At 70.4% G+C, this 19,230-nt stretch carries 18 protein-coding genes; 9 read left to right on the forward strand and 9 right to left on the reverse strand.

The features are described 5' to 3' along the window. Positions 1-41 precede the first annotated feature (41 nt). Complete coding sequence (locus tag HDA40_RS26080) at positions 42-584, forward strand: GNAT family N-acetyltransferase (RefSeq protein ID WP_253760188.1); 543 nt, start codon at positions 42-44, stop codon at positions 582-584. A gap of 8 nt (positions 585-592) precedes the next feature. Here HDA40_RS26080 and HDA40_RS26085 read toward each other — a convergent pair whose 3' ends face one another. Genes HDA40_RS26085 through HDA40_RS26105 form a run of 5 tightly spaced genes read right to left on the reverse strand, consistent with a single transcriptional unit; the run spans position 593 to position 5,702 of the window. After that, a complete protein-coding gene (locus HDA40_RS26085; RefSeq protein ID WP_253760190.1) occupies positions 593-1,906 on the reverse strand; it encodes a DUF58 domain-containing protein in 1,314 nt (437 codons plus the stop codon). Next, a complete protein-coding gene (locus HDA40_RS26090; protein WP_275979393.1) occupies positions 1,903-2,889 on the reverse strand; it encodes an AAA family ATPase in 987 nt (328 codons plus the stop codon). The genes HDA40_RS26085 and HDA40_RS26090 overlap by 4 nt, the downstream gene beginning before the upstream one ends. Before the next feature lies 1 nt (position 2,890). Continuing rightward, the gene (locus tag HDA40_RS26095) at positions 2,891-4,279 is read right to left on the reverse strand and encodes a DUF4350 domain-containing protein (RefSeq protein WP_253760194.1); all 1,389 of its coding nucleotides are present in this window, start codon (positions 4,277-4,279) and stop codon (positions 2,891-2,893) included. Next, positions 4,276-4,899, reverse strand: a complete 624-nt coding sequence (locus tag HDA40_RS26100) for a DUF4129 domain-containing protein (protein ID WP_253760196.1) — start codon at positions 4,897-4,899, stop codon at positions 4,276-4,278. Before HDA40_RS26100 ends, HDA40_RS26095 begins: the two co-directional genes overlap by 4 nt. Next, positions 4,896-5,702 carry a hypothetical protein gene (locus HDA40_RS26105; RefSeq protein ID WP_253760198.1) on the reverse strand — a complete coding sequence of 269 codons (807 nt, stop codon included), beginning with the start codon at positions 5,700-5,702 and terminating at the stop codon, positions 4,896-4,898. Before HDA40_RS26105 ends, HDA40_RS26100 begins: the two co-directional genes overlap by 4 nt. 143 nt (positions 5,703-5,845) lie before the next feature. Here HDA40_RS26105 and mtrA point away from each other — a divergent pair, with 143 nt between their 5' ends. The 5 genes from mtrA to hpf all read left to right on the forward strand — a co-directional run bounded on the left by mtrA (position 5,846) and on the right by hpf (position 11,785). Further along, positions 5,846-6,535: an MtrAB system response regulator MtrA gene (mtrA, locus tag HDA40_RS26110; RefSeq protein WP_253760207.1), complete on the forward strand. Its 690-nt coding sequence runs from the start codon at positions 5,846-5,848 to the stop codon at positions 6,533-6,535. Between the two features lie 96 nt (positions 6,536-6,631). After that, the gene (gene mtrB, locus HDA40_RS26115) at positions 6,632-8,365 is read left to right on the forward strand and encodes an MtrAB system histidine kinase MtrB (protein WP_275978307.1); all 1,734 of its coding nucleotides are present in this window, start codon (positions 6,632-6,634) and stop codon (positions 8,363-8,365) included. Further along, positions 8,365-10,266, forward strand: coding sequence for a GerMN domain-containing protein (locus HDA40_RS26120; protein WP_253760209.1), 1,902 nt, complete (start codon positions 8,365-8,367; stop codon positions 10,264-10,266). Before mtrB ends, HDA40_RS26120 begins: the two co-directional genes overlap by 1 nt. A 3-nt stretch (positions 10,267-10,269) precedes the next feature. After that, positions 10,270-11,031, forward strand: a complete 762-nt coding sequence (locus tag HDA40_RS26125; RefSeq protein ID WP_253760210.1) for a ComF family protein — start codon at positions 10,270-10,272, stop codon at positions 11,029-11,031. Between the two features lie 154 nt (positions 11,032-11,185). Continuing rightward, positions 11,186-11,785, forward strand: coding sequence for a ribosome hibernation-promoting factor, HPF/YfiA family (gene hpf / locus HDA40_RS26130; protein WP_253760212.1), 600 nt, complete (start codon positions 11,186-11,188; stop codon positions 11,783-11,785). A gap of 175 nt (positions 11,786-11,960) precedes the next feature. Here the strand turns inward: hpf and HDA40_RS26135 are convergent, their stop codons facing one another. Both HDA40_RS26135 and HDA40_RS26140 read right to left on the reverse strand, forming a co-directional pair. Further along, positions 11,961-13,073: a GNAT family N-acetyltransferase gene (locus HDA40_RS26135; protein WP_253760214.1), complete on the reverse strand. Its 1,113-nt coding sequence runs from the start codon at positions 13,071-13,073 to the stop codon at positions 11,961-11,963. Then, the gene (locus tag HDA40_RS26140; RefSeq protein WP_253760216.1) at positions 13,070-13,666 is read right to left on the reverse strand and encodes a GNAT family N-acetyltransferase; all 597 of its coding nucleotides are present in this window, start codon (positions 13,664-13,666) and stop codon (positions 13,070-13,072) included. The genes HDA40_RS26135 and HDA40_RS26140 overlap by 4 nt, the downstream gene beginning before the upstream one ends. A 151-nt stretch (positions 13,667-13,817) precedes the next feature. Here HDA40_RS26140 and secA point away from each other — a divergent pair, with 151 nt between their 5' ends. Beyond that, entirely contained in the window at positions 13,818-16,664 is a 2,847-nt protein-coding gene (gene secA, locus HDA40_RS26145) for a preprotein translocase subunit SecA (RefSeq protein ID WP_253760218.1), read from the forward strand. A 49-nt stretch (positions 16,665-16,713) separates the two neighbouring features. Here the strand turns inward: secA and HDA40_RS26150 are convergent, their stop codons facing one another. After that, a complete protein-coding gene (locus HDA40_RS26150) occupies positions 16,714-17,220 on the reverse strand; it encodes a DUF6912 family protein (protein ID WP_253760221.1) in 507 nt (168 codons plus the stop codon). 148 nt (positions 17,221-17,368) lie between these two features. Between HDA40_RS26150 and HDA40_RS26155 the strand changes: the two genes are divergently transcribed. Both HDA40_RS26155 and HDA40_RS26160 read left to right on the forward strand, forming a co-directional pair. Next, entirely contained in the window at positions 17,369-17,617 is a 249-nt protein-coding gene (locus HDA40_RS26155) for a helix-turn-helix domain-containing protein (RefSeq protein ID WP_253760223.1), read from the forward strand. A gap of 100 nt (positions 17,618-17,717) precedes the next feature. After that, the gene (locus HDA40_RS26160) at positions 17,718-18,200 is read left to right on the forward strand and encodes an Rv3235 family protein (RefSeq protein WP_253760225.1); all 483 of its coding nucleotides are present in this window, start codon (positions 17,718-17,720) and stop codon (positions 18,198-18,200) included. Between the two features lie 33 nt (positions 18,201-18,233). On the opposite strand, the gene HDA40_RS26165 is transcribed toward HDA40_RS26160, so the two are convergent. Continuing rightward, complete coding sequence (locus HDA40_RS26165) at positions 18,234-19,151, reverse strand: hypothetical protein (protein WP_253760227.1); 918 nt, start codon at positions 19,149-19,151, stop codon at positions 18,234-18,236. Between the last annotated feature and the right edge of the window lie 79 nt (positions 19,152-19,230).

Genomic DNA, 19,230 nt, shown 5'->3' on the forward strand with positions numbered 1-19,230 from the left:
CAGCGCGTCTGTGACCGGCGCGGCCGTGATAGGAAGCTCGCATGCTGACAGGTAGCAAGGTCGGGCTCCGGGCCCGGCACGACGACGACCTCCCGATCCTGCGGACCGAGCTGTTCAACGACGTGGTCAACGCCGCACGAGCGGACGGTTCGCCCTGGCGGCCGATGGCTCCCGGCTCGACGGATCCGCGGCTCGTGGTGGACGACAAGAACCAGAGCGTCGTCCCGTTCTCGGTGGTGGAGCTGGCCGGCGGGATGCTGGTCGGCACGGCGACCCTGTGGGGCATCGACAACCACCACCGGTCGGCGCACATCGGCCTGGGACTGCTGCCGGCCACCCGGGGGAAGGGTTACGGCACCGATGTGGTCTCGGTGCTGTGCTACTACGGCTTCGCCGTCCGCGGCCTCCACCGGTTGCAGATCGAGACACTGGTGGACAACGCCGGGATGCTGCGTGCCGCCGAGCGCAACGGCTTCGTCCGCGAGGGTGTGCTGCGATCCTCCGCCTGGGTGCTGGGCGAGTTCCTGGACGAGGTGCTGCTCGGTCTCCTCGTCGAGGACTGGCAGCCGGACGAGCGGGACTGACTAGCGACTCAGAGTTTGCCGGTCGCCTTCAGTTCCAGGTAGACGTCGGTGACCCGGGAGGGGAAGACGTCCGCCGCGGCGTCGAGGACGCGTACGCCGTGCCGTGTGAGCGAGCGGACCACGCGGTCGCGATCCTCCCTCGCCCGCAGTCCGGCGACCCGGCGGTACACGGCGGTGGCGTCGGCCGGAGCCGTGCCGACCAGCTCGCCGATGACCGGGTCGTGCAGCGCCGCGACCAGGACGGTGTGCCGAGCGGCCAGCCGGGGCAGCACCGGCAGCAGACCCTCGCCGAGCGCACCCGGTTCCAACGCCGTGAACAGCACGATGAGGCTGCGCTTGCGTTCGGTCCGCAGCACCTCGCTGATCACCAGCTCGAAGTCCGTCTCGGCGGTCGCCGGATGCAGCGGCGCCAGCGCGTCGACCAACCGGGGCAGCAGCGTACGCCCAGTCGACCGGGTCACCTGAGCGCGTACGCGTTCGTCGGCGGCGATCAGGTCCACCTGGTCCCCGGCGTGCTGGGCGACCGTGGCGAGCAGCAGCGCCGCCTCGATGGCGTGCTCGATCCGGGGCTCGTCGCCGATCCGGACCGCGCTGGTACGCCCGGTGTCGAGCACGCAGACGACTCGGCGGGACCGTTCCGGCCGCCACGTACGCACGACGACGTCGTTGCGGCGCGCGGTGGCGCGCCAGTCGATCGACCGGACGTCGTCGCCGACCACGTACTCCCGCAGGGCGTCGAACTCGGTGCCCTGGCCGCGCCCGCGAATGGTGGTCGCCCCGTCGAGCGTACGCAGCTTGGCCAGCTTCTCCGGCAGGTGCTTGCGCGACTCGAACCGGGGCAGGACGCGTACCGTCCAAGGTGGAGTCATCGCGTCCGCCCGCGCGTGGCGTACCTGTCGGAAGGCGAAGCCCAAGGGACCGTAAGCCCGCAGCGTGACGCGCACCGCCGGGCGGTCACCGCGGCGCGTGGGCGTGATCGCGGTCGTGACCACAGCGGTGGCCTCCGCGGTCAGCTCGATCCGATGCGAGTAGGGCGTGGCGCCGGCGGACGGGGTCCACGCGTCGCGGACGTCGAGCCGGTACGCGTCCCCGGTCGGGTTGCCCAGGACGAGCTGGACCTCGCCGGTCTCGCCGAGGCGTAGCACCGTGGTACCGGCGCGGCTGAGCCGGATCGCGCCGGGGTCGGCCGTGAGCAGCAGGTCCAGCAGGCACACGCCGGCCACCACGACGACGACGCCGAGCAGGGCGAGCCACGGCCAGGGCCAGATCCACACGGTGGACAGGCCCAGCCCGAACAACAGCGCCGGCCGCCAGGTGATCATCGGGGCGTCGGCACTCCGGCGAGGACGGTGTCCAGCACCGCGTCCGGGGTGACGCCTTCCAGCTCGGCTTCGGGCCGCAGCCGCAGTCGGTGCCGCAGCGTCGGCCGGGCCATGATCTTGACGTCGTCCGGGGTGACGTGGTCCCGGCCGGACAGCCAGGCCCAGGCCTTGGCCGTGTTCAGCAGGCTGGTCGCACCGCGCGGCGACGCGCCCAGTTCGACGCTGGGCGTCACTCGCGTGGCGCGGCACAGGTCCACCAGATACGCCAGTACGCCGTCGGCCACGGTCACCTTGCGGACGGCGTCCCGGGCCCCGGCCAGGTCGGCCGCGCCCGCCACGGCGGTGAGCCCGGCGCCGTCGAGGTCGCGCGGGTCGAAGCCGAGGTGATGGTTCCGGACGACGCCCAGTTCCTCGTCGCGAGTGGGCAGCGGCACGGTCAGCTTGAGCAGGAACCGGTCGAGCTGCGCCTCCGGCAGGGGATAGGTGCCCTCGTGCTCGATCGGGTTCTGGGTCGCCGCGACGAGGAAGGGGTCAGGCAGCTTCCGGGCGACGCCGTCGACCGAGACCTGCCGCTCCTCCATCACTTCCATCATCGCGGCCTGCGTCTTCGGCGGCGTGCGGTTGATCTCGTCGGCGAGCAGCAGGTTGGTGAAGACCGGCCCCTCACGGAACTGGAAGTTCGCGCCGCGCGGGTCGTAGATCAGCGAACCCGTGACGTCGCCCGGCATCAGGTCGGGGGTGAACTGCACCCGCTTGAAGTCCAGCGACAGCGCGGCCGAGAACGATCGCACCAGCAGCGTCTTGGCCACCCCGGGCGGGCCCTCCAGCAGCACGTGCCCACCGCAGAGCAGCGCGATCGCCAGACCCGCGACAGTGCCGTCCTGCCCGACGACGGCCTTGCCGACCTCGCCACGCAGCCGCGCGAAGGCCGCGCGGGCCGCGTCGGCGTGCACCGGGGCGGTGACCGGTTCGGCGGTGTTCAGCTCAACCACGGTTCTCTCCTTGGGGTGGTGCGGTCACCAGGGCCAGCAGGGCGTCCAGCCGGGCGGCCAGCGCCACCAGCTCGGCGTCCTTCTTCGGCAGATCGTCGGCCAGAACGGCCAGGTAGTCGGCGGGATCGCCACCGTGCCGGGCGGCGATCGCGGTGGCGACCGCTTCGGCCTCCGCCGTCGGCGGCAGTCCCACCGCGACCGCGATCTGCGGCCCGACGGTACGCCGCATGGTCTGCGCGCCGCTCAGCATGGCGCCGGCGCGTTGGTAGAGCCGGGCTCGGCCGAGCACCGTCTCGGCACCGCGTACGCGGAACGGCAGGGGTTCGGCGACGGGCGGCCCGAGCCGCCGGGCGGCCGCCACGGCGAGCAACACGACGAGGAGCGCCAAGCCGGCCAGGGTCGCCCAGAACCACGGCGGAAGCGCGTCGAACAGCGTCGGCGGATCGGGCGGCGACGCACTGTCCTCTTCGGGTTGACCGGATGCCTCGCCGGAGCCCTGCTCGGTCTGGCCCGTGCCCGATCCGGAGCCCGAACCCTGACCGTCGCCGGAGCCTTCACCGGTTCCGTCACCTGTGCCGCCGCCGCCCGGCGCCAGCGACGGCGGTACGCCGTCCGAACCGGGCGAGGCGTTCGGGTCGACCTTCGGGCCGGGCTCGGTCTGGTGCACGTCCAGCCAGACGAGCTTCGCCTGTTGACCGAGCAACCCGAGGGCGAACCCGAGGTTGTCGTTCTCGTCGAGCCGGTCGTTGCGGAACGGGTCGGCCGAGCCGACCGCGATCAGCTCGGTCAGCTGCCAGCGGACCGCCACGACGCCCTGCTCGTAGCAGTAGCGTCCGTCGTCGAAGGCGGCGTACGCCGAATGCCGGACGGCGGCCGGACCGGCCTGCGTCAGACCGGTGACGACGCAGCCGCCAGGCGGCACGACCGCGGTGGCCCACCGGCGGTCGACCTGCTCGATCGGGGCGTCGGACCGGGTGAGCACCCCATTGTCCGGCTCGACCAGGACGACGCGCGTCGACGGGGGCATCGAGCGCAGCATCCGCAGATAGTCGCGATGCATCAACGCGGGCGCGGGGATCAGCAGCGTCGCGTCCCCCTGGTACGCCGACAGCAGCGCGTCGGACGTGCGAGTCTGCCGCTCCACGTGGACGCCCCGCTCGATGAGGCGGTCGGCGAGGGTCGCCGAGCCCAGCGCGGCCGAGCTGACCGGGGACAGGAAGTCCGGGTCGTCGACCTCCGGCTCGTTGAGCGCGTGGAGGACGAGGGTCGCCACGATCAGCGCCAGGACGACGCCGAACGGGATCGCGATCCGGTGCCACCGGCGCTTGGGCTTGGCGACCGGCTTCGCCGCTACCAGAACGGGCTTCTCCAGGACGGTCATCGCGGCACCACCAATGTTTGGTGGACTTCATCGGCGAGCGTACGCATCTGGTCGTCGTGGCCGGCGGTGGCCGGGTGTTCGGCGTACCAGACCTCGCTGAACAGCGCGCTCGCCGAGCGCAACGACCCGTCGACCTGCGGACGTGCCGAGCCGGCCGCCCGCGCCAGTTCGGTCACCGTCCACCCCGGACGGTTGTCGATCACGCCGTGCTGCACGAGGTCGCGGATGGCCGACCGATACCGCTCGCGCAGCGCCTCGGCGTACCGGCCTTCGGCGGCGAGCCGGTCGGCCAGCGTCTGGTAGACGGCGGGCGGCACCTCGGGCAGCTCCTCCTCCGACGCGATCAGCTCCTCGATCTGCTGCTCGACGGTCACGCTCTTGGTCTTGGCCTTGCGCTTCCACGGCCAGCGGAACCTGGGTCGCCGCCACCGCCAGCGCCACTTGGGCCAGCGCAGCCGCCACTTGCGCTTCTCGCCCCGGCGGCGGCGTGGCAGCCAAGCCGGGAAGTAGTACCAGAGCAGCGCCACCGCGGTCGCCAGCAGCAGGAGGATCAGCAGGATCAGGGGCAGCGAAAGGAGGTCGCTCAAGAGGGCGACGAACTCGCTCCAGGTGCGGCTCATCGGGACACCACCAGGTGCCCGGGAGTCAGTGCGCCGGGCAGCCGGGTCAGCGCGATGTCCAGGCCCTCGGTCCGGATCCGCGTCTCCAGGTGCAGGACCGCGTCCAGACTCGCGAGGTTCGCGTACGCCATGGTGTTGACCAGTGCGAAGCAGGCCGCGGTCGCCCACGGTCCGCTGACCCCCACGAGGTCGAGCGCGCTCGCGGCCCCGAACCCGAAGCCTAGGCGTAGCAACAGCCAGGCGAAATACCCCAGCAGGCGGATCGCGGCCGCCCGGGCGCCCGACCGCAGGACCATCTTGACGCCCCGCCCGATGGCCCGCAGTGGTCCGACGCCGTCGATCACGAGCGCGGCCACCGTCAGTCCCATCAACGGGTACGCCGGAAGCCATCCCAGGGGCAGCAACGTGAGCGTGAAGGTGACCAGGAACGTCACGAGCACCAGGAGGGCCGCCGAGCCGATGCCGCGTGGCCGGAGCAGGTCACGTGCCCGGAACGGGACGCCGACGGCGGTCGCCGCGACCGCCCGGGCCGACGGTACGCCGACGAGCGCGATCACGGCCGACTCCATTCCGGTGCCGAGGGCGACGCCCAGCCAGGCCGGGCCGACGATCTCGCCGATCCAGGGGAAGACCGAGCCGTCGAAGAAGTTCTCCCGGATCCACACCATCGCCAGCTGCTCCAGGACGGCCAGCCCGAAGGCGACCGGCAGCAGCACCCGGCCGGCGCCGCGGGTCACCTCCATGGCGGCGTCCAGAAGCTCGCCCACCGTCAGCGGGCGAAGGGGGAGGGAGGGGGAGCGCACGGCGGACATCGTGGCACGATGGCGCCAGCCGTGGGGGTCGGCACAGGTCTTCTGGGCGAAATGCCGGAAATATCGATCGGCCGATGGGGAAGATCCGCCCGGCGGCTGCGGGAATCGCCCGCCAGGGTGCAATATTGGACGCCATGAGACCCCGGGTCCTGGTAGTCGACGATGATCCCGCGCTGGCCGAGATGCTCGGCATCGTGCTGCGCAGTGAGGGATTCCTGCCCGCCTTCGTTGCCGACGGCGAGCGGGCGCTCGCCGCGTTCCGTGAGGCCAGGCCCGACATCGTCCTGTTGGACCTGATGCTGCCAGGGATGAGCGGCATCGACGTCTGTCGCGCGATCCGGGCCGAATCGGGGATCCCGATCGTGATGCTGACGGCCAAGAGCGACACCGTCGACGTGGTGCTGGGCCTGGAGTCCGGCGCCGACGACTACGTGGTGAAGCCGTTCAAGCCCAAGGAGCTGGTCGCGCGGGTCCGGGCGCGGCTGCGCCGCGGCGAGGACTCCGCGCCCGAGCTGCTCACCATCGGCCCGCCCGGCAACCAGATCACCATCGACGTCCCGGCGCACACCGTCACCCGGGACGGCGAAGAGGTCAAGCTGACCCCGCTGGAGTTCGACCTGCTGGTCGCGCTGGCCCGCAAGCCCCGTCAGGTCTTCACCCGCGAGGTGCTGCTGGAGCAGGTCTGGGGCTACCGGCACGCCGCCGACACCCGTCTGGTCAATGTGCACGTCCAGCGGCTGCGGGCCAAGATCGAGCCCGATCCGGAGCGGCCGGAGATCATCCTCACCGTCCGAGGTGTGGGGTACAAGGCTGGAACGAGCTGAGCGTCCGCTCCGCCACCGGTCCTCCGCCAGCTACGCGAAGATTCACCCAAATGTCCAGGTGGCTCGACGCGGAATCGGAATTAGGCTGGGTGCCCCATGGACAACCCCTCGACCACCCCCGAGTCCAGCCCGGCCCAGCAGGTGCGCCGGGCTGTCGTCGTGGCCGTCAAACGGACCCTGCGCGCGGCCGGACCCGCCGGTCGGCGTACGGCGAGAGCACTGACCTCGGCTCATCGAGCCTGGCGGCGGTCGCTCCAGCTGCGGATGGGGTTGATCACGCTCGTCCTGTCCGGGTCGCTGGTGGCCGGATTCGGGCTGCTCGTCGCCGAGCGGAACACCACCGCGCAGATCGACGGCGTCCGCCAGGCCACCCGGGAGCAGCTTCGGCTCGGCGCGGAGTACGCCCGCGACCAGCTCTCCAACTACTCGCCGGGGACCGCGGCGAACCGGCAGATCACCGCGATCGTCAACCAGCTCAAGATCACCCCTGAGCAGGGCGGTGGCGTGGTCATCGCGCTGCTCGACGAGGGCGGCCAGGCGACCGACGCGGTCTATCCGGACAAGGCGACGGTTCAGAACGCCATCACTTCCGGGCTGCGTCGTGAGGTCGTGACCAACCACAAGGTCGCCAGCCAGATCGTGTCGGCCGACATCGGCCAGAACGGCACCCGGACCTATCTCGTCTACGGCACCCCGGTGCCGACCCGCTGGGGATATCTCCAGCTCTACTACTTCCAGCCCATGGACAACGCCGAGAGCATCACCAGCGACTTCCGAACGTCGATGGCGCTGCTCGGCATCCTGCTGGTGGCGTTGCTCGTCCTCGTGGTGATGCTGGTGACGCGGCTCGTGGTGAACCCGATCCGGATCGCCGCCCGCACCGCGCAGCGCCTGTCGGCCGGCCTGCTCGATCAGCGCATGGAAGTCCGCGGCGAAGACGACCTGGCGATGCTCGCCGCCTCGTTCAACCAGATGGCGGCCAGCCTCCAGCGGCAGATCGTGCGCTTGGAGGAGATGTCGCGGCTCCAGCGCCGGTTCACCTCCGACGTCTCCCACGAGCTGCGTACGCCGTTGACCACCGTCCGGATGGCCGCCGACCTGCTCTACAGCGAACGCGACACGTTCGACCCGGGCATCGCCCGCAGCGCCGAACTGCTTCAGCACGAACTGGACCGGTTCGAGAACCTGCTCAGCGACCTGCTGGAGATCAGCCGGTTCGACGCCGGGTTCGCCATGCTCGACGCCGAGCCGACCGACCTCGGGCCGATCGTCCTGCGGGTGGTGGACCGGCTCGAATCGGTCGCCGAGCGGGCCGGGGTCGAGGTGGAGATCGCCGTGCCGGAGACGCCGGTCATCGCCGAGGTCGATCCGCGCCGGATCGAGCGCGTGCTGCGCAACCTCATCGGCAACGCGGTCGAGCACGCCGAGGGCCGCCCGGTCGTGGTCACCCTGGGCGTCGACGAGCACGCCGCCGCGGTGACCGTGCGCGACCACGGCATCGGGCTCAAGGACGGCGAGGAGAAGCTCGTCTTCAACCGCTTCTGGCGAGCCGATCCCTCGCGAGCGCGGCAGACCGGCGGCACCGGCCTCGGCCTGTCCATCGCGCTGGAGGACGCCCGGCTGCACGGCGGCTGGCTGGAGGCCTGGGGCGAGCCCGGCAACGGCGCGCAGTTCCGCCTGACCGTCCCGGTACGCGCGGGCGACCGGCTGGCCTCGTCGCCGCTGCAGCTCATGCCATCGGCTGACGCGCCGGTCGCCGACCTGCTCGACGCCGTCCCCAGACAGCCGTCCGAGCCGCCCACCCCCGCCCACCCCGCCGGAGTCGCCTGATGGATCGCCGTACGCTGCTGCGCCTCGCCGGAGCGGGCGCGACCGTCGGCGGACTGAGCGCGTGCGGCATCGCCTCGCACGACGGGATCGTCGTCGACGGCACCGGCCCGGTCCCGATCGGCGGTGCGAGCGGTACGCCTGCGCGTCGCCCCACCTGGGGCGTCGGACTCGAGGCGAAGGCGCTCATCCGGGACTTCCTCTATCAGCCGGCCGGCGACGACGGACCGGAGCAGGCCCGCGCCCGCTGCCGGGCGTACCTGGGCGGCGAGATCGCGCCGAACTGGAAGCCGGGGAACGAGATCATCGTCATCTGGCTGGATCAGGAGCAGTTCGACGTCGCGATCCCGACGAGCACCGGCGACTCGACCGTGGTCCGGATCGAGTTCTACCCGCTCGGGAAGCTGACCGCCAAGGGCCTCGTGCCGCTGGCGACGACCAAGCTGATCACGGCCGACGTCTGGGTGACGCCGCGTACGCCGAACGGCACCGACAACGTCATCACGAAGATCGATTACCAGGCAGGGAACCCCGCCGACGTCAAGAGCAGCATGCTGTTGTCCTCCGTCAAGAACACCATGCTGTTGTCCTCGTTCGCGCTCTCGCAGCTCTACGACTACCGGGCGTTGTACTTCTTCTCCGCGACCGCGACCAAGGAACTGGTCCCAGACGCGCGCTACGTCTACAAGTCGCCGGACACCCCGTCCCATCGGAAGGCGATCGAGCTGCTGGCGGCGGGCCCCTCGGACTGGCTGGCCGGCATCGTCGCACAGCCGCTGGAGATGAAGCTCAAGGACACCCCGACCACCGACAGCGGGAAGATCGTCGTCAACCTCAGCCAGTTCGACGTCAAGGAGCCCGACCTCTTCGACCCCTTGGTCGCACAGCTGAGCTGGACGCTGCTGCCCGAGGTCAAGACGATCACCACGCGCGACACCTCGCCAATCCAGATCAAGGTGGAGAGCGTCGTCAAGGCGGAGGCGGGCAAGCCGTACAAGTCCTACAACGCCGCAGCGGCAAGGCATCCGGCCAATCGGCTGTTCGCCGTGGCCGACGGCAAGGTGCGCCGGATCCGGATCGGGGAGGCGCTCGACGCCAAGGTCACCTTCCTGGACGAGACCACCCCGAACCAGAACCAGGGCATCGAATGGGCCGCCTGCCTGGCGTCCAAGACCGCGCCGGAGGACATCGGCGCGCTCGCGGTCGTGCGGATCGAGGGCAACCGGCCGAAGCTCATCATCTATCCACGGACGGATTCCTCCTCCGAGCCGCGGCAGATCAGGTTCGACAAGACCCCCGACAAGATCCTCCGGCCGGTCTTCGTCGATCGCGAGAACCTGCTCGCCGTCGCGGACGGCCGTCTGTACCACGTCCGGACGACGATCGACGCCGCTCCACAGTGGATCCCTATCCAAGGCATCACCGATCCGATCACCGCGTACGCGTTGTCGCCGGAGCGCCGACGGCTGGCGGTGGTCACCTCGGACGGACTGTTCGTGGTCGCGCTGGGCCGGGAACTCGAAGGCGACAAGATCAGTGCGGCGGGCGTACGCCGAGTCCCGACCGTCCCGAGCAACCTGACGGGCGTCGGGTTCACCGGCGAGTCCTGGCTGGCCGTCGCGGGCTTCCACCGGGGCAACGCGGGGATCATGGAGATCTCTTTGGACGGCGGCGTCATCGGCCGCTCCGGTGGGCAGACCTGGTTGAAGTACCAGGGATTCCTGTCGATCACCTCGCTCATGGCGTACCCGGACAACCCGGATCCCGAGCGGGGCGCCGGGATCGGCCGCGTCGTCTACACCGCGAACAACAGCGCGTATGAGACGCAGACGATCTCCCTCTCGGCGGACGTGATCGGCCCGAAGCCCGAGGGCAGAGTGATCAACCCGTTCTTCTTGGAGTGACGCATGCGGGCGTACGAGGCACTGGCGGATCTGCTCCTTCCGACCTCCTGCGCCGGCTGTGACGCCGCCGGAGTCTCGTTGCGCGGCGGGGTGTGCGGCGACTGCGTCGCGACCGTGACCGCGATGCGACCGCACGAGACCAGGCCCACGCCCGCCCCACCCGGATTGCCGGTGTGTGTCAGCCTCGGCCAGTACGCCGACCCGCTGCGCTCGATGATCGTGAACTACAAGGACCGGGGCCGCCACCGGCTGGCCAAGCCGCTCGGCACGCTGCTCGGGGCGGTGGTGGCCGAGGTCGCCGCCGGACGCCCGGTGCTGCTGATCCCGGTGCCCGACACGCCGGGCGCGGCCCGGGAACGACACGGCGACCACATGGCCCGGCTGACCCGGGCGGCTGCCCGGCACCTGCGCGCTGCGGGGACGGCCGCCCTGGTCGCGTACCCCTTGGCGGCGATGCCCCGCGCGGACTCGGCGCATCTGAGCGCCGCGGACCGGGCGGTGACCGCGCAGAGCGCGTTCGTGATCCGCGACACGCGGGTAAACAGTTTGCGAGCGGCGGCGCGCGGCCGGTTGATCTTCCTGCTGGACGATGTGCTCACGACCGGATCGACGCTCGCCGTGGTCTCCGAACGCCTAGCCGAGGTGGATGTCGAGGTGGCGGCGGGGGTGACATTGGCGGCTACCGAACTACGCCGGGACCGTGCCGATTCACGGGGTATGGGGGCTGCCGGCCCGAACGGGCGAATCCCAGTAAAACGGTCTTGAGACAAGGGATGACGAGAAGGCGACGAACAGCTAGCGTCAGAGGCCAGAGCAGTTCCACCCGAGAGGGTGAGGGACCAGCGGGAGGGGTTTAGAGCACATCGCCCCGAGCGCGGACGCCGGGGCGCCACCACAGGTAGACCGTGGGAGGTCAGGCGTGGACATCGTCGTCAAGGGACGCAACGTCGAGGTGCCCGATCACTACCGGGTGCATGTCGCCGACAAGCTGAGCAAGGTCGAGCGATATGACCAGAAGATCCAGCGAATCGATGTCGAACTATTCCACGAGCGCAATCCGCGGCAGGCGGAGCGCTGCCAGCATGTCGAGATCACGTGTGTGAGCCGGGGGCCGGTCGTGCGGGCCGAGGCGATCTCCGGGGACTTCTACAGCGCGCTGGACCTCGCGAGCACCAAGCTGGAGCAACGTCTGCGCCGGGCGGCCGACCGCCGCCGCGTGCATCGCGGGCGTCGTGCGCCGGTATCGGTCGCGGCCGCGACCGCCGGACTCGCCTTCGTCGAGCCGGAGCCGCTGGAGTCCGCCGTCCTCGACGACGCCGCCGAGCAGAGCGACGAGCCCTGGCACATCGTGCGCGAGAAGGAGTTCTCGTCCGAGCCCATGACGATCGACGACGCCCTGTACCAGATGGAACTGGTCGGGCACGACTTCTTCCTGTTCAACGACAAGGAATCGGGCCGTCCGAGCGTCGTCTACCGACGCAAGGCCTACGACTACGGCGTGATCACCCTCGCGCCTTAGCTCTTCTTCCATCGCCCGCCGTGCCGCCGGCCCGCGCCGCGCGCCTCCGCCCGCCCGGCGGCCCGCCCCGCCGGTCGGCCTGCCGCGTTGATCATGGGGTTAACCGTGGTCTCGACGGTGTGTCGTGACCGGAAACCCCATGATCAACGCGCGCAGTAAGGCCGGGTAGGGCGGGTTAGGGCAAGCGGACCCATTGGATGTCGTCGAGCCGAGTGCCGTCCGGGCCGGGCAGGCGGTGGCGCATGTGCGCCTCACGCTCGAACCCGGCCCGTTCGAGCACCTTCTGCGACGCGATGTTGCGCGGATCCGTGCCGGCGATGACGCGGGCCACCCCGGCCTCCTCGAACGCCCAGCGGGCGACCAGATCGGCGGCCCGGGACGCGAAACCGCGACCCCGGAACTCGCGGCGCAGGCTGTAGCCGATCATGCCCTCCTGGAGCCCGCGCATGAAGTAGTAGAAGCCGATGTCCCCGGCGAACTCCCCGGTGGCGGCGTCGAGAATGATCATGTCGGCCCGGTCGCCGGCCAGCCACAGGGAGCCCACTCGGGCCGCCTTGGCCGTCATGTTCGCCAGCGTCACCTCGGTGTCGCCGAAGTTGGTCTCGGCCACCTCGGGCAGGGTGAACAGCGCCAGCAGGTCGGCGGCGTCCTGCGTACGCTGCGGCCGCAGGGTCACCACCCCGTCGGTGAGCTGCCCGCCCGGCAGCGGGGGCAGTCCCGGCGGGACCGGGTCGCCGCTGTCGGACGCGAGGCGGACGAAGGTGATCAGGTCGTGCCGGGTGTCGCCGTCCCGCGAGAGCGCGGCCGATCGGCGTACGCCCTCCCGCCGGAAGCCCGCCGCCAGCGCGACCTTCTGCGACCCGACGTTCTCCCATTCGGCGCACAGTTCGATCCGGGCCAGCCCGGCCTCGAAACCAGCCGCCGCGACGGCGCTCACGGCGGCGGTGCCGACGCCTTTGCCGCGTGCCCAGGGCGCCACCCAATAGCCGGTCTCGGCCTGCGCCCGGTCGGCCTGAGCCCGCTGCAGGCTCACCGCGCCGAGCAGGTCCCCGGTACGCCGATCGGTGGCGACGAACCGCACCCCACCGGCCGCCTCCAACTGGGCGTTGCTGTCCGGGCTCGCCCAGTCCTCGGCGAACGCGGCGGTCATCGGGATCGGCACGTTGGGCAGGAAACGGACGGCCTCGGGGTCGTCGAGCGCCCGCGCGACCTCCGGGGCGTCCGTCGCCCGGGGACGGCGCAGGAGGAGGTCACCGGCTTCGATGACGTCTCGGTAGACGTAGCTCACCCGAGCACCTCCACGGCGGCGTCGGCCGGCAGGTCGGCCGGGAGGAACGAGGCGATCCACTCGTCGACCCGGCGACCGTCCTTGCTCCCGTACGCCCGCAGTGTCCCCTCGAAGGTGAAGCCGGCCTTCTCGGCGACCCGGCGGCTGGCGACGTTGCCGACGTGCGCCTTCCATTCGACGCGCTCCAACCCCAGGTGGAGCAGCCCGTACGCGGTCGCCGCCCGGAGCGCGGCGGTCATGTAGCCCTTGCCGCGGGCGGCCGGCCCGGTGAGGAAGCCGACGTCGGCGATCTTCGGATCGGCCAGCACCCGGAGGTCGAGCTGGGCGGCGTACGTGCCGTCGGCGTCCGCGATCACCCAGGCGGCGCCCTGTCCACGGGCCCACCAGCCGGGCGCGTAGTCGGTGACGAAGCCGACCGCGCGGTCACGGTCGTAGCCCGGAGAGAGGGTGGTCCACCGCTGGCTCTCGGGGTCGGTGCAGGCGGTGAGAATGGCGTCCACATCGCGCATCTCGGCCGGCCGAAGCATGATCTTCTCGCCGCGGTCGGTGATCGCGCCGAGCACCGGTTGCGGCTGGTCATAGGGGCTGCTCATGGGTCGAGTCTGCCAGCTAGGGCAAGCCGATAAGTGTGTGCCCAGACGCGAGGTTTATGCCGCTTTAGGGGCACCCGGCCGGGCGGGGGTGGGTGAACGGCGAAACTCCGCCTAGGATGGGTCGGCAGACCATCTAGGGGAGCGCTGACCCGTGTCGATTTTTGAGAAGATCCTCCGCGCCGGCGAGGGTCGCATGGTGCGCCGCCTTCAGGCGATCGCGACCGCCGTCAACTCGATCGAGGAGAACTACACCGACCTCACCGACGACGAGCTGCGCGAGCTGACGGTTCAGTACCGGGAGCGACTGGCCGACGGCGAAACCCTCGACGACCTGCTGCCCGAGGCGTTCGCCACGGTCCGCGAGGCCGCTCGCCGGGTCCTGCACAAGCGCCACTACGACGTGCAGATCATGGGCGGGGCCGCCCTGCACTTCGGCAACATCGCCGAGATGAAGACCGGTGAGGGCAAGACGCAGACCGCGCTGCTGCCGGCGTACCTGAACGCGCTGTCGGGCAAGGGCGTCCACATCATCACCGTCAACGACTACCTCGCCCAGCGCGACGCCGAGTGGATGGGCCGGGTGCACCGCTTCCTCGGCCTGACCGTCGGCGTGATCCTGCCGAACCGCCCGGCCGCCGAGCACCGCGCGGCGTACGAGTGCGACATCACCTACGGCACGAACAACGAGTTCGGGTTCGACTACCTGCGCGACAACATGTCCTGGTCGCACGAGGAACTGGTGCAGCGCGGCCACAACTTCGCGATCGTGGACGAGGTCGACTCGATTCTGATCGACGAGGCGCGGACGCCGCTGATCATCTCCGGCCCGGCCGAGCAGTCGGCCCGGTGGTACCAGGAGTTCTCCAAGGTCGTCTCGCGGCTGGAGCGCGGCCTCGACGGCGAGGGCGACTACGAGGTCGACGAGTCCAAGCGCACGGTCGCGATCACCGAGCGCGGCATCGGCCGCGTCGAGGACCGCCTCGGCATCGACAACCTCTACGAGTCGGTGAACACCCCGCTGGTCGGCTACCTGAACAACGCGATCAAGGCCAAGGAGCTCTACAAGCGGGACAAGGACTACATCGTCAACGACGGCGAGGTCCTGATCGTCGACGAGTTCACCGGTCGCATCCTGCACGGCCGCCGGTACAACGAGGGCATGCACCAGGCGATCGAGGCGAAGGAAAACGTCGAGATCAAGCAGGAGAACCAGACTCTCGCGACGATCACCCTCCAGAACTACTTCCGCCTCTACGAGAAGCTCTCCGGCATGACCGGTACGGCGCAGACCGAGGCTGCCGAGTTCAACAAGGTCTACAACGTCGGCGTCGTCTCGATCCCCACTCACCGCGCGATGATCCGCAAGGACCAGTCCGACGTCATCTACAAGTCGGAGAAGGCGAAGTTCGAGGCGGTCGTCGAGGACATCGCCGAGCGTCACGACAAGGGCCAGCCGGTCCTGGTCGGCACGGTGTCCGTCGAGAACTCCGAGATCCTCTCCCAGATGCTGCGCCGGCGCGGCGTCCCGCACTCGGTCCTGAACGCGAAGTATCACGCGAAGGAAGCCGAGATCGTGGCGCAGGCAGGCCGTCGGGGCGCGGTCACCGTCGCCACGAACATGGCCGGTCGAGGCACCGACGTCCTGCTGGGCGGCAACCCCGAGTTCCTCGCCGCGGCCGAGCTGCGCCAGCGTGGCCTGACCGAGGAGGAACACGGCGACGAGTACCTGAAGGCTCTGGAGGAGATCCTCCCGACCTGGGAGGAAGCCTGCGCCAGCGAGGCCGAGGAGGTCACCGACGCCGGTGGTCTCTACGTCCTCGGCACCGAGCGGCACGAGTCCCGCCGCATCGACAACCAGCTGCGCGGCCGCTCCGGCCGGCAGGGCGACCCGGGCGAGTCCCGGTTCTACCTGTCGCTGCAGGACGAGCTGATGCGCCGGTTCCGGTCGGGCGCGGTCGAGGCGGTCATGGACCGGCTGGGCCTGCCGGACGACGTGCCGATCGAGTCCAAGATGGTCAGTCGTCAGATCAAGGGTGCGCAGACGCAGATCGAGGCGCAGAACGCCGAGATCCGCAAGAACGTCCTCAAGTACGACGAGGTCATGAACAAGCAGCGCCAGGTGGTGTACGCCGAGCGCAAGCGCGTACTCGACGGCGAGGATCTGAACGACCAGGTCCGCAACATGCTCGATGACGTGGTGACCGGCTACGTGCAGGGCGCCACCGCCGAGGGCTACGCCGACGACTGGGACCTCGACCAGCTGTGGTCCAGCCTCAAGCAGCTGTACCCGGTCGGGATGACCGTCGACGAGCTCATCGCGGAGTCGGGCGGCGAGAAGTCCAGCCTGGACCCCGACTTCATGCTGGAGCAGCTGAAGAACGACGTCAACGAGGCGTACGACAACCGCGAGGAGCAGCTCGGCACGGAGGCGCTGCGGGAGCTGGAGCGCCAGGTCCTGCTGGCCGTCATCGACCGGAAGTGGCGCGAGCACCTCTACGAGATGGACTACCTCCAGGAAGGTGTCGGCCTGCGGGCGTACGCCCAGCGCGATCCGCTGGTCGAGTACCAGCGCGAGGGCTTCGACATGTTCGCCCAGATGATGGAGGGCATCAAGGAGGAGGCGGTCGGCTTCCTCTTCAACCTCGAAGTCCAGGTGCAGGAGGAGCAGCCGGCGCCGGTCGAGGTCGCGCAGCCCGGCCTCGCGGTGCCGAACTTCGAGTCGAACGTGGAGATCAAGGCCAAGGGCCTCGGCGGCAGCTCGCAGCCGCGGAACCTCAGCTACACCTCCCCGTCCGAAGGTGGCGGAACCAAGGTGGAGCAGGCTCCGGCGCTCGGCCTCGGCACCGCCGCGGCCCAGGGCCGCAAACCCTCTCCGCGGGGCGGCGCGCGTACGAACGGCGCCGCGTCGGGCGAGTCGGTGGTCGCCACGTCGCGCAACGCGCCCTGCCCCTGCGGCAGCGGCAAGAAGTACAAGCGCTGCCACGGCGCCGCTTCCTGATCGAATCGGCCGACGGCCCCTCTCCAGTGCGGAGAGGGGCCGTCGTCGTTCACAGCTCCAGGACGTCGGCCAGCTCGCTGGGGGCGTACCAGAGCAGCTCGTGATCCTCCGCGCCGTCCACAGTGAACTGAGCGTCCGGATCGCCGGCGGCCGCCTGGTCGACCACCTCGGCCGCCGCCGCCACGGCGGATTCGGCGTCGGCGTCGTCCACGTGGATCGCGGCCACGTCGGCGAGGCTCACCGCCGCCGCCACCTGGACCGTGCTCGACCCCAGGTCGGCGTCCTGCTGCCGGACCGTGCGCCCGGCCACGTCGGCGGAGACCACCACCCGGCGCCGGGGCGCCCCCGCGTCCGCGTGCAGCAGCCGGAGCGCGTCCTGCGCCGCCCGGGTGAACGCGACGTACTCCAACTCCTCCTCGTCGCCCTCGACGTACCACTCCCGCAGCGCGGGCGTGACCGCGTGCGCGGCCACCGCCGCCACCTCGCCGGCCGTGCGCGCCTCGGCGAGCATCGGCAGCGTCGCGGCCAGGTAGACCCGGACCTTGTCCTCGGCCACCCTTCCTCCTCCTACGTCGTTTCCCGCACTTTGTGCGGTGGTGCACGTTCTTCCTACACCCCGCCGCCGAGCGCCGGGGGGCGACTGGCTTGCATCCTTACCGTCACATGGCAAACTGAAGCAAACGCAGGCTGGTGAGGTCTTCCGGATGGAACAACGCCGTTTCCTCGAACTCAACGACGTGGCCGAGGAGCTGAACATCTCCTTCGCCCAGGTCTACGCGCTCGTGCGGCGAGGGGATCTGCCCGCGATCAAGATCGGTGGGCGCGGTCAGTGGCGCGTGGAGCGCGCCAAGCTCGAAGACTTCATCTCCAGGATGTATGCCGAGACCGCCGATTTCATCCGCGACAATCCATTTGTCGGCGGCGATCTACCGGAGCTTGACAAAGGGCGCTAGTCTGTCAACACCACATTCTTGCAAAGGCAAACTGACGCAAACTGAGGGAACGCCGACAGCGGAACTCGGTAGGCGACTGAGGCGAAACGGAGGGTCTGCGATGACTCCCGTGCACCGGCTGCTCCCGGCACCGGCCCACGAGCCGCCCTGCGCGGACGAGATCGCACCGGTGGCTGCGGCGGTCGCCGTAACCACCCCCGAGGAAGCGCTGCCGCTCGCCGCGCTCGTCGGCGCCTCTGGAGTCTGCCAGACCGCCGCGCGCCGTTTCCTGATGCTCTGCCTTGAGGTGTGCCAGGGCTTCCGGCCCAGCGCCCAGCTGGCGCGGATCTGCCGCCCGGCCGAGGCCGTCCAGATCACCGAGGAGATCTCCCGCCTGGCCAAGCGCGTCGGCGAGCTGCGCCCGCGGAACGCCGCGCGTGGTGCCGCCGTCAAGCCCCGCCGCCTGCGCGTCTGCGAGCCGCGTCCGGGCATCGGCGAGGCTGCCGTCGTGCTGAACGCGCACGGCACGGTGATCGCGTTCGCCTTCCGCATCGAGCGGCAGGACGACGGAGCCTGGCTGGCTACCGCCGCCGTCCTGCTCTGATTCCGCAACCGTCCAGCCGTCGAGCCCGTGGCCTCAGGCCGCGGGCTTCTTGATGGTGCGGCCGTAGAGGATCAGCGACGCCAGCGCGCCGACGAAGAACACGACCAGCGCCTGGTTCGCCCGGTTCCCGTTGCCCCAGCCGAAGAGGACCTGGTCGTACTTGCTGAACGTGGTCGTCATGTCGATCAGCCAGGCGGCGCCGCCCCGGGTGAGGACCTCGCTGAGCCCGATGATCAGTCCGGGCAGCGCCCCGGCGAAGGCGTACGCCACGAAGACGATCCGGTTGTCCTTGATCGGGAGCGGGCCGCCCCGGCGTAGCAGGACGAAGGCCACGATGCCGGCGATGAGTCCCTGAACCAGTGCTTCTGTGACGCCGATGTAGCCCGAAGCGCTGTAGCGGGAGGCGACCGTCCCGTTGTCGCCGAAGAGCTTGAGCAACGGCTCGGAGAAGTGGCCGACGACGTAGCCGAGGACGATCACCGGCAACGTCACGATCAGCCCGGTCTGGAGCATGCGGACCGGTCGCAGTGCGCCGATGCCGCCACCGAGGAGCGCGGCGACCCCGATCGCGGCGGCGACCGCCGTCTCCAGACCGCGTTCGAGCCCGTAGCCGAGCAGGACCGTGCCGAACGCGAGTACGCCGACTGCCAGTCCGGTCCCGAAGCCCGCGAGGACTCGCGTACGCGTCCGGGCGATCCCGATGGTCGTCGCGAAGCCGGCGGCGATCCCGGCGAACACCGCCGCCTGCACCAGGGCGGGGAGCGAGAGCGCGGCCGTGCTCAGGGCCACGTCACCGGAGCTGCCGTGCAGCGTCCCGCGGGCGACCGCGAGGGTGACCGCGAGCCAGACCAGGCCGACGGCCGCGAGCGCCGTGGGTACGCCGGTCTTGATCGCGGTGGTGTCCTGCGCGCTCTTGGCGGGGGCACGGTCGGCGATGCCGGTCTTGGTCATGGAATCTCCTTGATGAGGGGCGGCCCAAGCGTATCGACCCGGGCTAAGGGAGACGGATGGCGGTTGTCACACGGGCGTC

This window comes from Hamadaea flava (assembly GCF_024172085.1).
Classification (GTDB): Bacteria; Actinomycetota; Actinomycetes; order Mycobacteriales; family Micromonosporaceae; genus Hamadaea; species Hamadaea flava.

Excerpts from the sequence above, each read along its gene's own strand:
- HDA40_RS26080 (WP_253760188.1), top strand. The coding sequence starts at position 42 with ATGCTGACAGGTAGCAAGGTCGGGCTCCGGGCCCGGCACGACGACGAC.
- HDA40_RS26085 (WP_253760190.1), bottom strand. The coding sequence starts at position 1,906 with ATGATCACCTGGCGGCCGGCGCTGTTGTTCGGGCTGGGCCTGTCCACC.
- HDA40_RS26095 (WP_253760194.1), bottom strand. The coding sequence starts at position 4,279 with ATGACCGTCCTGGAGAAGCCCGTTCTGGTAGCGGCGAAGCCGGTCGCC.
- HDA40_RS26100 (WP_253760196.1), bottom strand. The coding sequence starts at position 4,899 with ATGAGCCGCACCTGGAGCGAGTTCGTCGCCCTCTTGAGCGACCTCCTT.
- mtrA (WP_253760207.1), top strand. The coding sequence starts at position 5,846 with ATGAGACCCCGGGTCCTGGTAGTCGACGATGATCCCGCGCTGGCCGAG.
- mtrB (WP_275978307.1), top strand. The coding sequence starts at position 6,632 with ATGGACAACCCCTCGACCACCCCCGAGTCCAGCCCGGCCCAGCAGGTG.
- HDA40_RS26120 (WP_253760209.1), top strand. The coding sequence starts at position 8,365 with ATGGATCGCCGTACGCTGCTGCGCCTCGCCGGAGCGGGCGCGACCGTC.
- HDA40_RS26125 (WP_253760210.1), top strand. The coding sequence starts at position 10,270 with ATGCGGGCGTACGAGGCACTGGCGGATCTGCTCCTTCCGACCTCCTGC.
- HDA40_RS26140 (WP_253760216.1), bottom strand. The coding sequence starts at position 13,666 with ATGAGCAGCCCCTATGACCAGCCGCAACCGGTGCTCGGCGCGATCACC.
- HDA40_RS26155 (WP_253760223.1), top strand. The coding sequence starts at position 17,369 with ATGGAACAACGCCGTTTCCTCGAACTCAACGACGTGGCCGAGGAGCTG.
- HDA40_RS26160 (WP_253760225.1), top strand. The coding sequence starts at position 17,718 with ATGACTCCCGTGCACCGGCTGCTCCCGGCACCGGCCCACGAGCCGCCC.
- HDA40_RS26165 (WP_253760227.1), bottom strand. The coding sequence starts at position 19,151 with ATGACCAAGACCGGCATCGCCGACCGTGCCCCCGCCAAGAGCGCGCAG.